This is a genomic window from Desulfothermus sp. (genome assembly GCF_053993635.1).
The window spans coordinates 1-16858 of the sequence record NZ_JBMYBT010000097.1; the positions used below are offsets into that span (position 1 = coordinate 1).

Annotated in this window: 15 protein-coding genes; 4 read left to right on the top strand and 11 right to left on the bottom strand. The window is 37.6% G+C overall.

Going from position 1 to position 16858, the window contains the following annotated elements; translation table 11 throughout:
• Positions 1-133 precede the first annotated feature (133 nt).
• On the bottom strand, positions 134-1036 hold the full coding sequence (xerD, locus tag ACY2V1_RS07365; RefSeq protein ID WP_461834152.1) for a site-specific tyrosine recombinase XerD: 903 nt from the start codon (positions 1034-1036) through the stop codon (positions 134-136).
• A 24-nt stretch (positions 1037-1060) separates the two neighbouring features.
• Between xerD and folK the strand changes: the two genes are divergently transcribed.
• Together folK and ACY2V1_RS07375 are read left to right on the top strand one after the other, a co-directional pair.
• Positions 1061-1555: a 2-amino-4-hydroxy-6-hydroxymethyldihydropteridine diphosphokinase gene (folK, locus tag ACY2V1_RS07370; protein WP_461834153.1), complete on the top strand. Its 495-nt coding sequence runs from the start codon at positions 1061-1063 to the stop codon at positions 1553-1555.
• Positions 1556-1579: 24 nt separating this feature from the next.
• Complete coding sequence (locus tag ACY2V1_RS07375; protein ID WP_461834154.1) at positions 1580-1828, top strand: transcriptional regulator; 249 nt, start codon at positions 1580-1582, stop codon at positions 1826-1828.
• Between the two features lie 107 nt (positions 1829-1935).
• Here the strand turns inward: ACY2V1_RS07375 and ACY2V1_RS07380 are convergent, their stop codons facing one another.
• From ACY2V1_RS07380 to tkt, 3 genes are all read right to left on the bottom strand, one after another.
• Complete coding sequence (locus ACY2V1_RS07380) at positions 1936-3657, bottom strand: DUF262 domain-containing protein (protein ID WP_461834155.1); 1722 nt, start codon at positions 3655-3657, stop codon at positions 1936-1938.
• Positions 3658-3751: 94 nt separating this feature from the next.
• Entirely contained in the window at positions 3752-4363 is a 612-nt protein-coding gene (gene rdgC, locus ACY2V1_RS07385) for a recombination-associated protein RdgC (RefSeq protein WP_461834156.1), read from the bottom strand.
• Positions 4364-4368: 5 nt separating this feature from the next.
• Positions 4369-6366 carry a transketolase gene (gene tkt / locus ACY2V1_RS07390; RefSeq protein ID WP_461834157.1) on the bottom strand — a complete coding sequence of 666 codons (1998 nt, stop codon included), beginning with the start codon at positions 6364-6366 and terminating at the stop codon, positions 4369-4371.
• 225 nt (positions 6367-6591) lie between these two features.
• Here tkt and rpe point away from each other — a divergent pair, with 225 nt between their 5' ends.
• Positions 6592-7260, top strand: coding sequence for a ribulose-phosphate 3-epimerase (rpe, locus tag ACY2V1_RS07395; protein ID WP_461834158.1), 669 nt, complete (start codon positions 6592-6594; stop codon positions 7258-7260).
• A 16-nt stretch (positions 7261-7276) separates the two neighbouring features.
• Positions 7277-7816: a YbhB/YbcL family Raf kinase inhibitor-like protein gene (locus tag ACY2V1_RS07400; RefSeq protein ID WP_461834159.1), complete on the top strand. Its 540-nt coding sequence runs from the start codon at positions 7277-7279 to the stop codon at positions 7814-7816.
• Between the two features lie 236 nt (positions 7817-8052).
• On the opposite strand, the gene ACY2V1_RS07405 is transcribed toward ACY2V1_RS07400, so the two are convergent.
• The 7 genes from ACY2V1_RS07405 to ACY2V1_RS07435 form a co-directional block, all read right to left on the bottom strand.
• Positions 8053-9264 carry a hypothetical protein gene (locus ACY2V1_RS07405; RefSeq protein WP_461834160.1) on the bottom strand — a complete coding sequence of 404 codons (1212 nt, stop codon included), beginning with the start codon at positions 9262-9264 and terminating at the stop codon, positions 8053-8055.
• A 144-nt stretch (positions 9265-9408) separates the two neighbouring features.
• On the bottom strand, positions 9409-11178 hold the full coding sequence (locus tag ACY2V1_RS07410; RefSeq protein WP_461834161.1) for an AMP-binding protein: 1770 nt from the start codon (positions 11176-11178) through the stop codon (positions 9409-9411).
• Between the two features lie 118 nt (positions 11179-11296).
• Entirely contained in the window at positions 11297-12277 is a 981-nt protein-coding gene (gene meaB / locus ACY2V1_RS07415; protein WP_461834162.1) for a methylmalonyl Co-A mutase-associated GTPase MeaB, read from the bottom strand.
• A 20-nt stretch (positions 12278-12297) separates the two neighbouring features.
• Positions 12298-12711 (bottom strand): cobalamin B12-binding domain-containing protein, encoded by a 414-nt coding sequence (locus tag ACY2V1_RS07420; RefSeq protein WP_461834163.1) that lies wholly within the window; start codon positions 12709-12711, stop codon positions 12298-12300.
• A 69-nt stretch (positions 12712-12780) separates the two neighbouring features.
• A complete protein-coding gene (locus tag ACY2V1_RS07425) occupies positions 12781-14469 on the bottom strand; it encodes an acyl-CoA mutase large subunit family protein (protein WP_461834164.1) in 1689 nt (562 codons plus the stop codon).
• Between the two features lie 20 nt (positions 14470-14489).
• Positions 14490-15341, bottom strand: a complete 852-nt coding sequence (locus ACY2V1_RS07430; RefSeq protein ID WP_461834165.1) for a 3-hydroxyacyl-CoA dehydrogenase family protein — start codon at positions 15339-15341, stop codon at positions 14490-14492.
• A gap of 29 nt (positions 15342-15370) precedes the next feature.
• On the bottom strand, positions 15371-16732 hold the full coding sequence (locus ACY2V1_RS07435) for a thiolase family protein (RefSeq protein ID WP_461834166.1): 1362 nt from the start codon (positions 16730-16732) through the stop codon (positions 15371-15373).
• Positions 16733-16858: the final 126 nt, after the last annotated feature.

Consider the following 16858-nt stretch of genomic DNA (forward strand, 5'->3'; position numbering starts at 1 on the left):
CCAGGAAAGACCAAAACAGCCCCTGGGTAGAGTTTACCTGCGGCTACCATTGAAGAAATACAGTCAAAGTCAGCATTCATATGACAGGTAATAATGGTTTCAGCCTTAATTTTTTTTCTCTGGTTCATATTAGTTAAGCCCTTGGATGATATTTTTTGTGCATCTCAATAATTGTTGAGGTCTGGACATGAGTGTATATCTCTGTTGTAGAGATATCAGAATGCCCCAGCAAAATTTGAACAGACCTGAGATCAGCTCCACCCTCTAAAAGGTGAGTTGCAAAACAATGCCTTAAGGTATGGGGATATATATTTTTTGTTATTCCTACCTTTTTTGCATAATATTTTATTATCTTCCATATGGCCTGCCTGCTTATTGGTCTTCCAAATCTATTCAAAAAAACATTGTCTGTCTTTGGTGAAAATCTTGGACGAATATTTTCTATATATTCCTCTAAAAGTTTAAGTCCATCAATATGAACAGGAACTATCCTCTGTTTATCTCCCTTCCCTGTTACCCTTAAAAAACCCCCTTCAAAATCTATATCAAATAAATTTAAAATGCACACTTCAGATACCCTGAGCCCAGATCCATACATAAGTTCTAACAATACCCTGTCCCTAAAGCCATACTTGGTGTTTACATCTGGTGCTTCTATTAAAGAAAACACCTCATCTTTGGTCAACACATCAGGCAAGGTCCTGGTATATTTTGGCCCTTCAAAGAGACGAGCAGGATTTTTATCCATAACATTGTCTGATACCAAAAAATCAAAAAATCCCCTAATAGAGCTGAGCATCCTGGAGAGGGTCTTATTAGAGAGCCCCTTTTGTTTTAGGCTTAAGAAAAACAAAAACAAAATATCCTCATTGACCTCGGTTAATTTTACCCCTTTTTCTTCTAAAAATTCCAAAAAACTCACAAGATCTGATTCATAGGAAGAGATGGAATTTTCAGCTAAACCCTTGACCACTATGAGGTGTTCGATATACCTATCAAGGAGCGGATTTAATAGAACCTTTTTTGATTTGTGCATAACTTTAACTCAGGGACAAATAAAATGGCCACAGCCTATATTTCCCTTGGATCAAACATGGGAAAACCTACAGAAAATCTTTATATCGCAATAGAGCATATAAAAAAAGAATCAAAAATAAAAATAATAAAGACCTCATCTATTTATAAAACAGAGCCCCAGGGGTTAAAAGATCAACCATGGTTCGCAAATCAAGTAATTAAAGTCAATGTAATTGGGTTTACACCTATAACCCTTTTACAAAAATTACTCAAGATTGAGAATATGATGGGAAGAAAAAGGGATATTAGATGGGGCCCTAGGATAATTGATTTAGACTTAATCCTGTTTGACAAACATATTACCCACACATCTGAACTTACCTTACCCCATCCAAGGATGCTTGAGAGGGCCTTTGTATTAATTCCCTTATTAGAAATAGAACCTCAATTAACCACACCAACAGGGAAAAAAATAAAACCCTATCTGGAACAGTTGAATTACAAATTAAAAGGCAATAGGATCTGGCAATATGACTAACCCTAAGACTCAGGGAGATAATTTATGCTTAAATTAATAATAGTTTTTATAGCAGGCTATTTACTCTATAAGCTCATTACTGGAGAAAAAAAACACAAGGTTAAAGAAGATATCTCCAAAAAAATTAAGGCTGGTGAAATGGTAAAAGACCCTATTTGCAACACTTATGTGTCCATAAATTCAGATATACGAGTCAAAGATGGAGATAAGACCTATTACTTTTGTTCTTATGAATGCAGGGACAAATTTTTAAAAAAGAGGAAAGTGGGATAGTGATTCGTGATTTGTGATTCGGGAACAGAAAAAGGAATGAACCACCCCACCAATAACCACTACACCAATACACCACTATACCAATAACCACTACACCACTACACCAGCTAATCACTAATCACGTTATATTGCGCTATGTTCCAGATAGACTTGGCCTGTTTTGCCATCCATAGTTGCCTTTGCGCAAGGCGAGACATATTCCATTTTTCATTTTCTTCAGCAATACGGCGAGTTATCTCAAAATCGCTTTTTTGATAAATTTCTCGCTTTTGTTGAAAATCTTTATTACCCACTTCACGATTTAATTCTGCTTCTAAAATAGTAAAATTACCCAGACGATAAATTGCCGCTTCTAGTTGATTATCTGTAAATTCATCCCATCCATCTTCTGGATTTTCTGGTAATATATGTTCAAGTGTGTATTTCGGACTTTCCATATCATAATCTTTACCTGTCAAATGCTTCTCCATTGCAAAAAGTATATATCTAGCAATTCTCTTATTTCTTGATGAAGAAGTTTTTAAAATCTTTTCTGCAAATGCAGGCTCAAAGCGCTGATCTGGAACATATATATCTTTTAATGCATTTATAATTTCTCTTGTTTCTCGTATATTTTTTTCTGAAATATTTCGGGCTACTTTATTATATATCCTCTCCTGAATATTTGTTGCTAGACTAGATATTACATTATAGCGAAATGAAATTATACTAACGCATCTTAGTATTTGTTCTAGATCTTTTTCATCGAAAACTCTATAGCAAGAAAGAATTAAAGGCCAGGGCTGACGCACCCTAAACATCTTAAGTTCACGAATATATCGTCTCTGTTTTATATTCCATACATTATCTTCAGGATTACCAAGTGCTACATATACATCAATATCTTCTTCCATTTTTCTTATAAGTTCAAATACACTTTTTTTATCTGGAGTAGATTTTCTAATAGTCTTAAAAAGCTCCGCTTCTCTAACAAAACTATTACGACTATTCCAATATGTTCTTAAAAAGGAGGGGAAATCTTCACTGCCTAGTTTCTCTACCATTGCACTCCATCTACGTTCAAGTGCATCTACTTCTGTATCATGTGCTCCCTGTCCATACACTACAGAAAAAAGATAATTCTTCAAAAGGTCTGTGGGAGAAAGTCTAACGCCTCTAGCATTTAATGTTTCAAAGACCCTAAAGGCGTTAAGTTCATCAGTTACTGTGATAACAGTAAAAAACAGCTTGTCAGATATGTCTGTGAGAAATTTGGCGAGTTCCTGCCCATTTTTATTTCTAGCATAAGTGTCCTTCAATTTTTTATAAAACCATTCAAAACCTTTTTTTAACAACCTCTCAGATACTGAAAGGCCTCTTTGGGGAAGTTTTTCCAAAGGAACTAATTTATCTCTATAAAATCCATCATTATTTCTATTTAAAGAAAGTTTGGGTTGAGCCACTAAAGTAACAGGATCAAGATATCCAATATAGGTATTCCTAAGCTGTTCTTCTCTTCTTCTGTTGTTTTCTGGTTCAATTCCCTGTTCTATGAATTCTTTTAGATGTTTTAAAACCGCTAAAGCTAACAGACTCAAAGTAGTAAGCCGCTGTTGACCATCAATTATTTCAAAGACCCTTTGGTCTTTGCTTTGAAACACAAGATATCCCATATAGTGAGCTATCTCTCCGTCTGGCCCAAACATATTTTCAATATCCAACCACAAATCCTCCCATTCATCTTGGCTCCAGCTATAATCCCTTTGAAATCTAGGCACTCTATAAATCAATCCATTTGCTAAAATCTGCCTCCAGGTCTGATTAGTAGTATTAAAATTAACAACTGACATATCTTTATCCCATTATCTGATTTTTAATAATTTCTGTCATAGCCTTTGCTAAATGTGTTTCTTAAGGAAGGACTATTTGAGCTTAAAAAAAATTCTACACAGCATATATATCAGTTTGATATTTATCTAAATCAATTCCCAATTTTTGTTCAAGTTTTTTTCCCATCTCATAAGGGGTGATTAGTTGAAGGGGTAGATTAAAGGTCTTTTGAAAAAGCTCAACAAAGATCTCTTTGGTGGATTTATTTGTAGTGGATAGAAATAAAATCCCTTTAGAAAAATTCCATACAACATCTGTTACTGATGGAACAGCAAGGGTCTTACTAAGAAGCTTTATCCTTAAATTTTCTTTTATTTCCTGCTTTTTTGCCCTGGACAAATATTTTACATCCCCTTGTTCATTGCCCAAGACCTCTTGAATTGCCATTTGATAATATTTTTTAAATACCGCAGGTGGTATTTTCCTCTTATCTATCCTCAGAGAAAAACAGACATATTCACCTTTAAATGGAGATGAAAGTTCAAATTTATTATCTAACATATTGTCAAATGATACCCACCCAAAACTCACTTCATCTGTTACGTCATCAATATCATTGAAGGAAAATTCCTTTAAGAGCCCTGGGATCTTCTCCCAGAGCTCAGAGTCTGCTTCTCCTAACACCCTATATCTGGTTAGCCCAAAAGATGCAGATAAAAATCCCATTTTAGCTAAATTCTCTCTTTTATTTTATTTACTATATTTTCTGCCACAAAACCGTAGTGTTTGAACAATACCCTTCCAGGCGCAGATTTCCCAAATTCATCTATACCTAGGACAAATCCCTTATCCCCAACATATTTATACCATAAATCAGATGAACCCGCTTCCACAGCTACTACAAGTGTAGCCCTTTTGTCCAGTACCATATCCTTATATGAGCTATCCTGTTCATCAAAGAGTTCTGTACAGACCATTGAAACTACCCTTGTTGGAATACCTTCTTTATTTAAGATAGTTGCAGCCTCAACACATATACCAACTTCTGAACCAGTGGCTATTAATATTACCTTTGGATAATCTCCATTTTCTCTTAAAAGAATATATCCACCTTTTTTCGCACCCTCATATTGTTCTCTTTTATTTAATTGTTTTTTTAACCCCTGTCTGGATAGGATGAGTGCCATTGGACCGCTATGTTCACAAAGTGCATGATAATAAGCAGCTGCACACTCTACAATGTCGCAGGGTCTAAATACCTTCAAATCAGGTATAAGTCTGAGAGATGAGACATGCTCAATTGGCTGGTGTGTTGGTCCATCCTCACCAACACCTATAGAATCATGGGTTAATATATATAAGACCTTAAGTTCCATTAAGGAAGATAGCCTTATTGCATTTCTCATGTAATCTGAAAATACTAAAAAGGTTCCACCATAGGGTATAAATCCACTATAAAGAGCCAGGCCATTCATAATTCCTGCCATTGCAAATTCCCTTACACCAAAATGGAGATAATTGGCTCTGGGTGAATCTTTGGTGTAAACTACAGACCTAGAGTGTTTGGTATTATTAGAACCACTTAAATCTGCTGAGCCTCCAATTAATTCTGGAAGGTTAGCTGCCAGTTTATCCAAGATAATCCCTGATGCCTTTCTTGTGGCAATATCTTTTTTATCTTGTAGAAATTCTTCCACATATTTTTCAAAAACCTCAGTAAAATTTGATGGTAGCTCTCTATTTATCCTCCTTAAAAATTCCTTTGCCTCTTCAGGATATAGATTTTTATATTTCTCAAACTCTTTATTCCAGTTATCTTCTAATTTTTTTCCTTTTTCCCTTGCATCCCAGGCCTTATAAATATGCTCTGGGATCTCAAAAGGTGCATATTTCCAGCCCAAATTTTTTTTAGCAGCCTTAACCTCTTCTTCACCCAACGGAGCTCCATGGGTCTTTTCACTTCCAGCAAGATTAGGTGAACCAAATCCAATCTGGGTCTTAAAACAAATTAAAGATGGTCTATCTAGCTCTTTTCTGGCCAGATCAATTGCCCTATAAATTTCATCTGGATTGTGTCCATCAACGTCACATATTACATGCCATCCATAAGATTCAAATCTCTTTTTTATATCTTCTGTAAACCATTTTTCAGTAGGTCCATCAATAGTAATTCCATTATCATCATAAAGGGCTATTAACTTTCCAAGTCCCCATGTGGCTGCAAGGGAACATGCCTCATGGGATATACCTTCCATAAGACATCCATCACCTAAGAGCACATATGTGTAATGATCTACTATTTTAACATCATGTTTATTAAAAGTGGCTGCCAAGATCTTTTCAGCCAATGCCATTCCAACTGCATTGGCAAGTCCTTGTCCAAGGGGACCAGTAGTTGTCTCAACCCCTGGGGTAATACCATATTCAGGATGACCTGGTGTCTTTGATCCAAGTTGCCTAAAATTTTTTATATCTTCTATGGTTAAATCATATCCTGTTAAATGCAGGACAGAATACAAAAGCATAGATGCGTGACCATTTGATAAAATGACCCTATCCCTGTTTGGCCATTTTGGATTTTGAGGATTATGCCTGACAAAATCCCTCCACAATACTTCTGCAATATCTGCCATTCCCATGGGTGCTCCAGGATGTCCTGAATTGGCCTTTTGTATAGCATCCATGGATAAGGCCCTTATTGCATTTGCAAGCTCTCTTCTACTGACCATTATCTTTCCTCCAAAACAAGCCAAAACCTATAACTATTTGTTTTGACTTAATTTATTAAAACTTTATAACAATACACACATCAAATATACGATCATGCAGATAAACAATCAAAACCTTTTGGTCATGTAAATCCTTGACCTGTGCAACTAAGGGATATAGAGAGAAATCTTGAGAGTCAACCTCTTTTTTGCCAAGGTTTATCAACCTCTTTAAAAGGAGCACTTATGCAAAATAATTTTATTTTATCACCTTCACTCCTCTCATGTGATTTTGCCAATCTTGAACAGGAATTAAAAGGCCTTGAGGAGGCAGATATAAAATGGGTCCACTGGGATGTTATGGATGGACATTTTGTCCCCAACATCACCTTAGGGCCACCAATTATCAAAAAATGCAGACCCAAAACCTCCCTTTTTTTTGATGTGCATCTAATGATTGAAAGTCCTGAAATATACCTTAAAGATTTCAAAGAGGCTGGTGCTGATCTCCTTTGTGTCCATGCTGAAGCTTGTATCCATTTGGACTCAGTTGTAAGTAGGATATCAGAGCTAGGGATAAAACCAGCAGTAGCCCTAAATCCACATACTCCCGTGGAAATAATTGAATATATATTGCCAAAACTCTACATGGTCCTTATAATGAGCGTAAACCCAGGATTTGGGGGACAAAAATTTATCCCATATTCTATCCAAAAAATAAAAAAACTAAGGAAAATGATTGATCAGCAGAGGCTGGACACCCTGATTCAGGTAGATGGAGGAGTTACTCTAGAAAATGTAAAGTCCATTATTGAAGCAGGCGCAAATGTAGTTGTCTCTGGCTCTGCATTTTTCAAACATCCACCGTATAAAAAAAGACATAGAGAGTTTATAGAAGCTATTTCAAAAAAATAAAAAAAAGGATATGGTTATGAAAAAAATCATATGCATAATTTTATTTGTTTTTCTGGGAATAGATAACGCAATAGGAGGTGGAAAGATGGTAATTAAAAGCAATTCATATCCAGATGAAGGGATGATGCCCAAAAAATATGTAATGAAGACCATTGGTGGCCAAAACATATCCCCAGAGTTTAGCTGGGAAAATACACCAGAAAACACAAAGTCCTTTGCTTTAATTATGGTTGACCCTCATCCAATTGCCAGAAACTGGCTCCATTGGGCAGTTATCAATATCCCCAAAGATTTAACCAAGCTAGAAGAGGGCTTTTCTCTGTCAAACAAGTGTGCATCTTGCAGGGAACTTATAAATTCGTTTGGATTTAAGGGATACGGTGGACCTCAACCACCCAGAGGCACGGGCAAACATCCTTATGTAACAACCATATATGCCCTTGACTGTGAAAAAATAGATATTCGTGATAATCCCTCTTATGAAGAGCTGATAGATGTAATCACTCCACATATTTTAGATAAAGCCAGTTATACTGGTTATTTTGAACAAAAGTAAATCGAAACCTAATCTATCTAATGGACTTAGTCTTATAAAGAGTTTATCAGCTTAAAAATAGCAGATAAAGGTTATCAAATAAAATATTTACAAAAACAAAAAAATTAATCTGAGGTGGGGAATTTTGAGGATCCTAAAGTGCAAATATTTTATTGACTTTAACAAATAAGGCGGAAGAATTAATTGGATTTTTTTAATAGTCTTTTATAAAAAAAGGGGCCATATGGCCCCTTAATTTATTCTTCAGATACATAAAATGGCCATTTGTGGAAAAACCACTCATTGAAAAGAAGTGGGATAATCCACCAAAAATTCCATACCAATGATTCACCGTGTGGGAAGCGGTGGGAAAGCTCAGCCATATGGTGGTTACCAAGGCCCCAATGTCCAAAGTTTGCAAAATAGAAAAACCAGTAATTAATACCACACAGCACTAATACCCCAACAGTTCTGAAGAAAAATGCAGCCCAACTGTCCACATCTTTCATAGGTACCATGTCATCAAAATAGTGATGCCATATTAAAAATGGAATCAAGGTAAAACCTGCAATCTCTGCAGCGTGTATCCATAAAAACCTGGCAACTTCAGAGGCCCCCTTGGCCTCTTCAAGGTGATGAAAAGTCTCATGGGGTACCCAGAGGTGGGCTATTTTTGTACATATAATCGCAATTACATATCCACCTATAAAGGAAATTCCCATTGAGATAATTCCCTTCCAGGGCTGGGGTATTTGCATTGCGCTCCAAGGCTTCATTCTCCATACATTAGGAGTTAAAAATAAAATAATAATCGCCCATTCCCACCATCCAAATACCCAGTGAACATGTGGAGTTCCTCCAATTTTTGTCCACCAGGGAGTTGCTAGGGCAGGAGTTTTAAAAATTAGGCCAAAAAAAGGTACAATTAATATTGTATAGAAAAATAGAGTAATGAGAGAGCACCAGCCAATTTCCGCTAGACCTGCCTGTGGCTGCTTTAAATTACTTGGCTGAATTGGCCACTTTCCAAAAAATATTGTAACCACAGGATATGTATAAAATCCAATAAGCACAAAACACACAACTGCTACCTGCGCCAATTTTCCTGGTTTTCCAAGTGCTGCCAATTTATAGTAACTTAAGAAATTAAAACCAATCCCGAGCACACGGTAAAAAATAATGTCTATTACAAACCATACCAATACAATATTGGCAATGGTCATTACAATGCCTTTAACTGGTTGCTTTAGGTTTTGAAATGGCCAGTCCCCAAAAAACATATGCTGCCATAGACCAACCAAAATCATCATGGCCAGATACATTACAAATGGGTATGGAAACCATTTAAATATTCCTCTGGGATCACTAAATATAAACCATGTGATCCACGCAATTATAAAGAAACAAATAAAAGAAATGATTCCTGTTAAGGGCTGTCCCCATCTTGGTTTAAGTGTTCCATGAGCCATACACCTCTCCTTTTACTTTTTCTCATTAAAATTTTTATCTCCCCCTACCTTAATTGCGTAGTGTTCCCCATTTAAAGACACAACGCTTTTAACTCATTGTAATTAATAAAATGGGGGCGTTTTAGCCCCCATTAATTAATAAATTTATTTTTTATTTCTAGAGCTTAGTTCTGGAAAGTCCCAATAAAAGTATTCGTTTTCACCCCTTTCAACGCCCTGCTCTTTTTTCTTGATCTCCTGTTCTCTGAGTTCAATCCTTCTAATCTTGCCACTTATGGTCTTGGGTAATTCATCGACAAACTGGATTATTCTGGGTATCTTAAACTTAGCAAGCACATCTATAGTGTGTTTAAAAAGTTCCAGGGCAAGCTCTTTTGAAGGTGTGTAACCTTCATTTAAAATCACAAAGGCCTTTACCAACTGATATCTGTGGGGATCTGGAGAACCTACAACTGCAGCCTCTGCAACTGCTGCGTGTTCAACAAGGGCACTTTCAACTTCAAATGGTCCAACACGATAGTCAGATGACTTAATAACATCATCTGCCCTTCCAACAAACCACCAGTAGTTGTCCTCATCAAAATATGCCCTATCACCAGTGTAGTAATAATCACCAACAAACACCTCTTTCATCTTCTCTGGATTGCCAATATACTCAGTAAACAGGCCAATTGCCCTCCAATTTTTAAGTCTCACACAAATATGTCCTGTTTCATTTGGCTTTGTAACTTCATTGCCATCATCATCTACAAGGACCATATCGTACATATAAGATGGTCTGCCAAAGGAACCTGCCCTCATCTTCCCTTCCATCCATGGTGGATTTCCAATCATGGCTGTGGATTCTGTTTGCCCATAAAAATCTCTGATCTCGGTATTTGTTGCCTTTTTCCATTGATTAATCACTTCTGGATTCAAAGGCTCACCTGCACTCACTGAATATTTAAGTGCTGAAAAATCAAACTTATCCAAGTCCAGATTAATAAACATCCGCCAGGCTGTGGGAGGTGCACAGAAGACATTAACCTTATATTTTGAAATAGCCTCAAGGTATTTGTTTCCGTCCAATGCCTTAAAGAAAAATCCTGTTGCAGTGGCACCTACATTTAAAGGAGCAAAAAAGCTACTCCATGCCCATTTTGCCCATCCAGGAGCAGACAGATTATGATGAATATCTCCAGGTGCAACACCAATCATAACAGAGGTAGACAAATGACCAACTGGATATGAGGTAGCTGAATGTCCCACCCTCTTTGGTAAACCAGTGGTACCTGATGTAAAGAAACAAAATAAAATGTCATCTTTCTTTATCTTTGCTCCTTCAGCTTCACCAGATTCCTTCTCCACTTCACTATAGGATGTCCATCCGTCCCTTTGACCCAGTACAAGCTTTACCTTTGGTTCCTTTCCTGTTGCCTTTAAGGTCTCATCCATTACTGCAGCTGAGGCCTCATCTGCTACAATTACATCAGGTGGATAGGTTTCAAATCTGAACTCAAGTTCTCTAGCTGTCATGGTAGTTGCAGTGGGAACAATTATCAGTCCACCTTTAAGACAGGCAAAGGATGCAAACCAGGTCTCAGGAACAATGGGAATCATCATATACATATTATCACCTTGATTAACACCGCTTTTCCTGAGAAAATTAAGCACCTTATTACCATTTGCTGCTAATTCAACATAGGTAAATTTTTTATCCTCTCCATTCTCCAAATTCACCCAGATAAGTGCATCCTGCTCTCCCCTCTCTTTTACATGCAATCCCTCAAAGATTTCCTCTGCCCAGTTAAAATATTCTGGGAGCTCAGCCTTGTTTAAGTCATCAAAAAATGCTTTGGCTGCCTTGTCTCTGGCTTCTAAGTCAGCCATTTGGTTAATTTCCATAACCTTCTTGTAATAGTCTTGCATTGCCATACACCCACTCCTTTATGTTTTTAATTTTAAACCTTAAATATTACTTCTATTACATTACAACTTTGCGATTTTATTATGTGTATCTAAACATTGTTTAGATTAAGAAGCAACATTTTTCCTATTGCTTCTTACAAAACATATTTTTTATTTCCTCAGCAAATTCATGTGCACTCACCTGTTTTTTTGCTATCTTTTCTACCATATTTTGCAGTGTGCCATCCTTTTCTAAAGAATCTATTATTGGTACAAGGACCTGAGATTCAATTGCATTGATAAGTTGCACCCTGGCTTTTCTTTTTTCTCTTTGTTCAAAGATCTTTTCATCCTCTAAAAACTTTAGATGTTCATCTATCTTTTTTCTCAATTCATCTATTTCTTCTGCATATTTTATTGGATTTGCCGTGGTCCCTAATTTAACAATAGGAGGTTTCCATCCCCCTGGACATTCCTGCATCATATCCAAGGCTCGCATAAGGTCCATGTATAATTTTGCTGCATTAGGCTGATCACCCTTATTAATTACAAATATGTCCGCTATTTCCATAATACCAGCCTTAATAGTCTGAACATCATCTCCCATGCCAGGAGTTAAGACAACCAAAATTGTATGCGCATTATTCATAATATCAACTTCCGACTGTCCAGTTCCAACTGTTTCAATAATTATTACATCTTTTCCCATTACATCCAGCACATGTATTGCATCTTCAACAGCAGCAGAAAGTCCTCCTAAAGCACCTCTGGTAGCCAGGCTCCTTATAAATACACCACTATCACCAGCATGATCTTGCATCCTCACCCTATCGCCTAAAAGCGCTCCACCAGTAAATGGAGAAGTGGGATCAACTGCTAAAACACCAACGGTCTTTCCCTGTTTTCTATATGAACTTATCAAAAAATCTGTAATTGTTGATTTTCCCGCACCTGGTGCGCCTGTTATGCCAACTACACGTGCCTGTCCAGTATGCGGATAAATATACTTAATAACCTCCTTGGCCTCTGGTATCCTGTCTTCTAAATTTCTTATAAGACGAGAAACAACCCTAACATCCCCCTCCCGTATGCGATTTAAGATTTTTTCTAATTTTTGCTGATCCATATAATCCACCTTAAATATTCTTACACAAGCTCTTCTCTAACCTTTACATTCTCATCTATCCACTTCTTTATCTCTTCAAGTGGAGTCCCTGGAGTAAACACGGCCTTAATTCCATGATCATAGAGATATTGAAAATCCTGTTCAGGTATAATACCTCCACCTATAACAACTATATCGTCTGCCCCTTTTTCTTTAAGCAACTTAACCACTTTTGGGAAAAGTTCCTTATGGGCACCAGAGAGACAGCTAAGGCCGATCAAGTCCACATCTTCTTGCAGCGCTGCCTCAACAATCTGCTCAGGTGTCTGGTGACATCCCGTGTAAATCACCTCATAACCTGAATCCCTAAAAAATCTAGCCAGGATCCTAGCCCCCCTATCATGCCCATCTAAACCTGGCTTAGCTACCATTATACGCAATTTTCTATTTGCCATCCTACCTACTCTCCTTGAAATTTATACATTTTATGCGCAACTATTTATTTGGGAATTGTGCTTTTTATCTTAAAAAAATCCAGGATCCCTATATACTCCATATACTTCCCTATATACATCACATATTTCCTGTTCTGTAGCCAATGCCTCAACAGCTTCAATACAATATGGCATAACATTCTCATCTTTTTTACAGGCATTTCTAAGATTATCCAGGGCCTTTTTTACAGCCTTATCATCCCTTCTCCTCTTGACCTCCTCAAGCCTTTTTAGCTGTTCCTTCTCAACCCTTTCATCTATCTCTAAAATAGGTATCTCCTGCAGCTCCTCTGTAACATACTTATTTACTCCAACAACTACCTTTTCCCCATTTTCCACCTGTTGCTGGAACTTATATGCCGCATTTGCTATCTCCATCTGGGGATATCCCTGCTCAATTGCAGCCAGCATACCACCCATATTATCTATCTTTTCAATATATTCCCATGCCGCCTCTTCCATCTCTTTGGTCAATTTTTCAACAAAGTATGACCCTGCCAATGGATCTATTGTATTGGCAACACCTGTTTCTTCTGCAATTATCTGCTGAGTCCTGAGCGCTATTTGCACTGCATGTTCTGTTGGCAAACAATATACTTCATCTAAAGAATTTGTATGCAGGGATTGAGTTCCACCAAGTACTGCTGCCAACGCTTCTACTGCGGTCCTAACTACATTGTTATATGGTTGTTGAGCAGTCAAAGAACATCCCGCTGTCTGTGTATGGAACCTCATCCACCAGGAGCGTGGATTCTTGGCCTTATATCTGTATCTCATCACATGGGCCCATATCTTTCTTGCAGCCCTCATCTTACAGATCTCTTCAAAGAAATCTATATGAGAGTTAAAGAAAAATGAAAGCCGTGGTGCAAATTCATCTGGATCTAACTTCTTGGTCTTCATGGCATGCTCAACGTATTCCATGCCATCCCTCAAAGTAAAAGCCAGCTCCTGTACTGCTGTAGATCCTGCTTCCCTTATGTGATAACCAGATATGGATATTGTATTCCACTTGGGCACATATTTTGTCCCAAATTCAATGGTATCGCTGATTAATTTCATGGATGGCTCAGGTGGAAGCATAAAGGTCTTCTGGGCAATAAACTCTTTTAACATGTCATTTTGTATTGTTCCACCTATTTTATCTAAAGGAACGCCCTGCTTTTTGGCACACGCAATATACATGGACCACATTACTGTAGCAGGAGGATTTATGGTCATGGAAGTGGTCACTTCTCCAAGGGGAATCCCATCAACCAGGACAAGAAAATCTTCCAATGTATCAATTGCAACACCACACTTTCCAACTTCACCAGCTGATCTTGGACTGTCTGAGTCATATCCCATGAGAGTTGGGAAATCAAAGGCAGTGCTAAGGCCAGTTTGTCCTTCCTTTAAAAGTAAATGCCACCTTTCATTGGTATCCTTGGCAGTGCCAAGACCTGAAAACATCCTGTATGTCCAGATCCTCCCCCTATATCCAGTATGGTGGATTCCCCTTGTATAGGGATATTGACCAGGAAAACCAATATCCTTTTCAAAGTCTAAATCCTTTATATCTTCAGGTGTATAAAGCCTCTTTATTTCATGATCTGATACCGTGGAAAACCTTTCTTTCCTCTCTGGCCTTTTTGCAATTAATTTCTTAACTTCATCTTCCCACTTCTTTCTTAGAGAAGAACACTTATTTAAAAGTTCTTCTGCAAAATATTTTAACATAAAAACCACTCCTAAAAAATTTATTCATATTCATAAAATCCTTTTCCTGTCTTTCTCCCCAATCTACCAGCAGCAACATAGGACTTCAGTAATGGACATGGCCTATATTTGGGATCACCATAGCCTTCAACCAGCACGTTTAATATTGCAAGCACTGTATCAAGACCAATTAAGTCTGCCAGAGCCAGAGGTCCCATTGGATGATTCATTCCAAGTTTCATAATATTGTCTATACCCTCTTTTGTTGCCACCCCTTCATAGAGTTCCCATATGGCCTCATTTATCATAACCATTAGTACCCTATTTGAAACAAAACCAGGAACATCCTTACACTCAACAGGGACCTTACCCATCTTCTCAGATACCTGCTTAATGGTCTCAGTCACCTCTGGAGCAGTTTCTAATCCATTAATTATCTCCACCAATTTCATAACTGGCACAGGATTCATAAAATGCATACCAATTACCTTCTCTGGCCTATTTGTACACGCAGCGATCTGGGTAATTGGCAGAGAAGATGTGTTTGTTGCTAAAATTGCATGCTCTGGGGCCAGTCTGTCTAGTTCTGAAAACACCTTTGCCTTAATATCCATCTTTTCAATAACCGCCTCAATAACAAGATCACATTCTTTGGCAGGATCAAGTTTATCTGATAAGGTAATCCTTGATAAAATCTTGTCTTTCTCATCCTCGCTAATCTTTCCCTTGGACACATTTTTACTCAAGATCTTCTTAATATTATTTAATCCCTTTTCAGCCAATTCCATTGTTATGTCATTTAAAACTACTTCATATCCAGCCTGGGCTGATACCTGAGCTATCCCATTGCCCATTTGACCTGCACCAACTACCATTATCTTTTTTATATCCATAAAATTACCTCCATTTAATTTAATTTTAATTAACCCTCTACCTTAATTAACATTGCATCTCCCTGGGCAAGGCCTGAGCAAATACCACAAACCCCAACTCCTCCTCCTCTTCTCTTAAGCTCATATGCAAGGGTCATTACAATCCTCGCCCCTGTAGCCCCAATGGGATGACCATATGCAATAGCACCACCATTTACATTCACTTTTTTGTCCATTTCTTCTTTTGACAGACCCAAGACTCTTCTACCACTAATAAGGGTCACTGCTGCAAAGGCCTCATTTATCTCTATTAAATCAATATCCTTAATATTCAGGTCATTTTGGTCCAAAACCTTCTTAATAGACAGACCAGGAACCAGGGCAATATCTTTGGTTGGCTGTGATACTTCTGCATAATCCATCACACTAAAAAGTATTTTAAGCCCTAGTTCTTCGGCCATCTCCCTGCTCATCAAAAGACAAACACCTGCTCCATCATTTATACCTGGTGCATTCCCAGCAGTAATTGAACCAGGCTCACCTGTTACTGTTGACTTGTGATTAAATACAGGGGGCAACTTGGCTAAAGTTTCCAGGGTAGTATTGGGCCTTGGCTGTTCATCTGTATCAAATACTTCAATATTTTTCCCCACCTTCACTTCCACTCCAAATAGCTCGTCATCCAATCTACCCTCTTCCATTGCACGCTTTGCAGTCATTTGAGAACGATACGCCCACTGGTCATTATCCTGCCTTGTAAAACCAAATTCATCACTGGTTTCAGAACCGTGGATGGCCATGTGACGGTTATAAAAAGGATCCCACAGACCATCATAAACCATAAGATCTAGAACATCTGCATTTGGAAGACCCATTCTATGTCCCCACCTCATATTTTTTAAGGCAAAAGGACAGTTGGACATGGATTCCATCCCACCTGCAATCACTATCTCTGCACGTCCTGTTTGAATGAGCTGAACACCTAAATCAATGGCCTTTATCCCAGAAGAACAGACTTTATTTATGGAAATAGAAGGAATATACTCAGGAAGACCTGCCAAAATCGCGGCCTGTCTGGCAGGGACCTGACCACAGCCAGCAGGCACTACCTGCCCCATAATTACATAATCTATGTCCTCTACATTTATCTTGTCTGATACTCTTCTTAAAACTTCCTTTATTGCCAATGCACCTAGCTGGGGAGCATCATATTGTTTTAATTTTCCACCAAATCTTCCAAATGGAGTTCTACAGGCTTCAACACATACAACTTCCCTTGCTTTGTATTGCAATTTTTTCTTGACCTTTCCCATTCCTTTAAAATCTACTTCCCTCTTACCATAATCAGCAATCTTTGCATCCTTATAAACATCTTGTCTATTTAATTCTAATTTTTGAACAAATTTTTTCATTATGATTCTCCAATATAAATTTTATAGTTGGACCTATATTACATTAAATATCCATTTTTTGTCAACACAATTTTAACATAAATTGACAAAGTCAATGCACATTAAAATTGTGTTTTTTATTTTTTA

What these genes read in the sequence shown, in the direction of transcription:
- xerD (WP_461834152.1), bottom strand. Translation starts at nt 1,036, where the DNA reads ATGCACAAATCAAAAAAGGTTCTATTAAATCCGCTCCTTGATAGGTAT.
- folK (WP_461834153.1), top strand. Translation starts at nt 1,061, where the DNA reads ATGGCCACAGCCTATATTTCCCTTGGATCAAACATGGGAAAACCTACA.
- ACY2V1_RS07375 (WP_461834154.1), top strand. Translation starts at nt 1,580, where the DNA reads ATGCTTAAATTAATAATAGTTTTTATAGCAGGCTATTTACTCTATAAG.
- ACY2V1_RS07380 (WP_461834155.1), bottom strand. Translation starts at nt 3,657, where the DNA reads ATGTCAGTTGTTAATTTTAATACTACTAATCAGACCTGGAGGCAGATT.
- rdgC (WP_461834156.1), bottom strand. Translation starts at nt 4,363, where the DNA reads ATGGGATTTTTATCTGCATCTTTTGGGCTAACCAGATATAGGGTGTTA.
- tkt (WP_461834157.1), bottom strand. Translation starts at nt 6,366, where the DNA reads ATGGTCAGTAGAAGAGAGCTTGCAAATGCAATAAGGGCCTTATCCATG.
- rpe (WP_461834158.1), top strand. Translation starts at nt 6,592, where the DNA reads ATGCAAAATAATTTTATTTTATCACCTTCACTCCTCTCATGTGATTTT.
- ACY2V1_RS07400 (WP_461834159.1), top strand. Translation starts at nt 7,277, where the DNA reads ATGAAAAAAATCATATGCATAATTTTATTTGTTTTTCTGGGAATAGAT.
- ACY2V1_RS07405 (WP_461834160.1), bottom strand. Translation starts at nt 9,264, where the DNA reads ATGGCTCATGGAACACTTAAACCAAGATGGGGACAGCCCTTAACAGGA.
- ACY2V1_RS07410 (WP_461834161.1), bottom strand. Translation starts at nt 11,178, where the DNA reads ATGGCAATGCAAGACTATTACAAGAAGGTTATGGAAATTAACCAAATG.
- meaB (WP_461834162.1), bottom strand. Translation starts at nt 12,277, where the DNA reads ATGGATCAGCAAAAATTAGAAAAAATCTTAAATCGCATACGGGAGGGG.
- ACY2V1_RS07420 (WP_461834163.1), bottom strand. Translation starts at nt 12,711, where the DNA reads ATGGCAAATAGAAAATTGCGTATAATGGTAGCTAAGCCAGGTTTAGAT.
- ACY2V1_RS07425 (WP_461834164.1), bottom strand. Translation starts at nt 14,469, where the DNA reads ATGTTAAAATATTTTGCAGAAGAACTTTTAAATAAGTGTTCTTCTCTA.
- ACY2V1_RS07430 (WP_461834165.1), bottom strand. Translation starts at nt 15,341, where the DNA reads ATGGATATAAAAAAGATAATGGTAGTTGGTGCAGGTCAAATGGGCAAT.
- ACY2V1_RS07435 (WP_461834166.1), bottom strand. Translation starts at nt 16,732, where the DNA reads ATGAAAAAATTTGTTCAAAAATTAGAATTAAATAGACAAGATGTTTAT.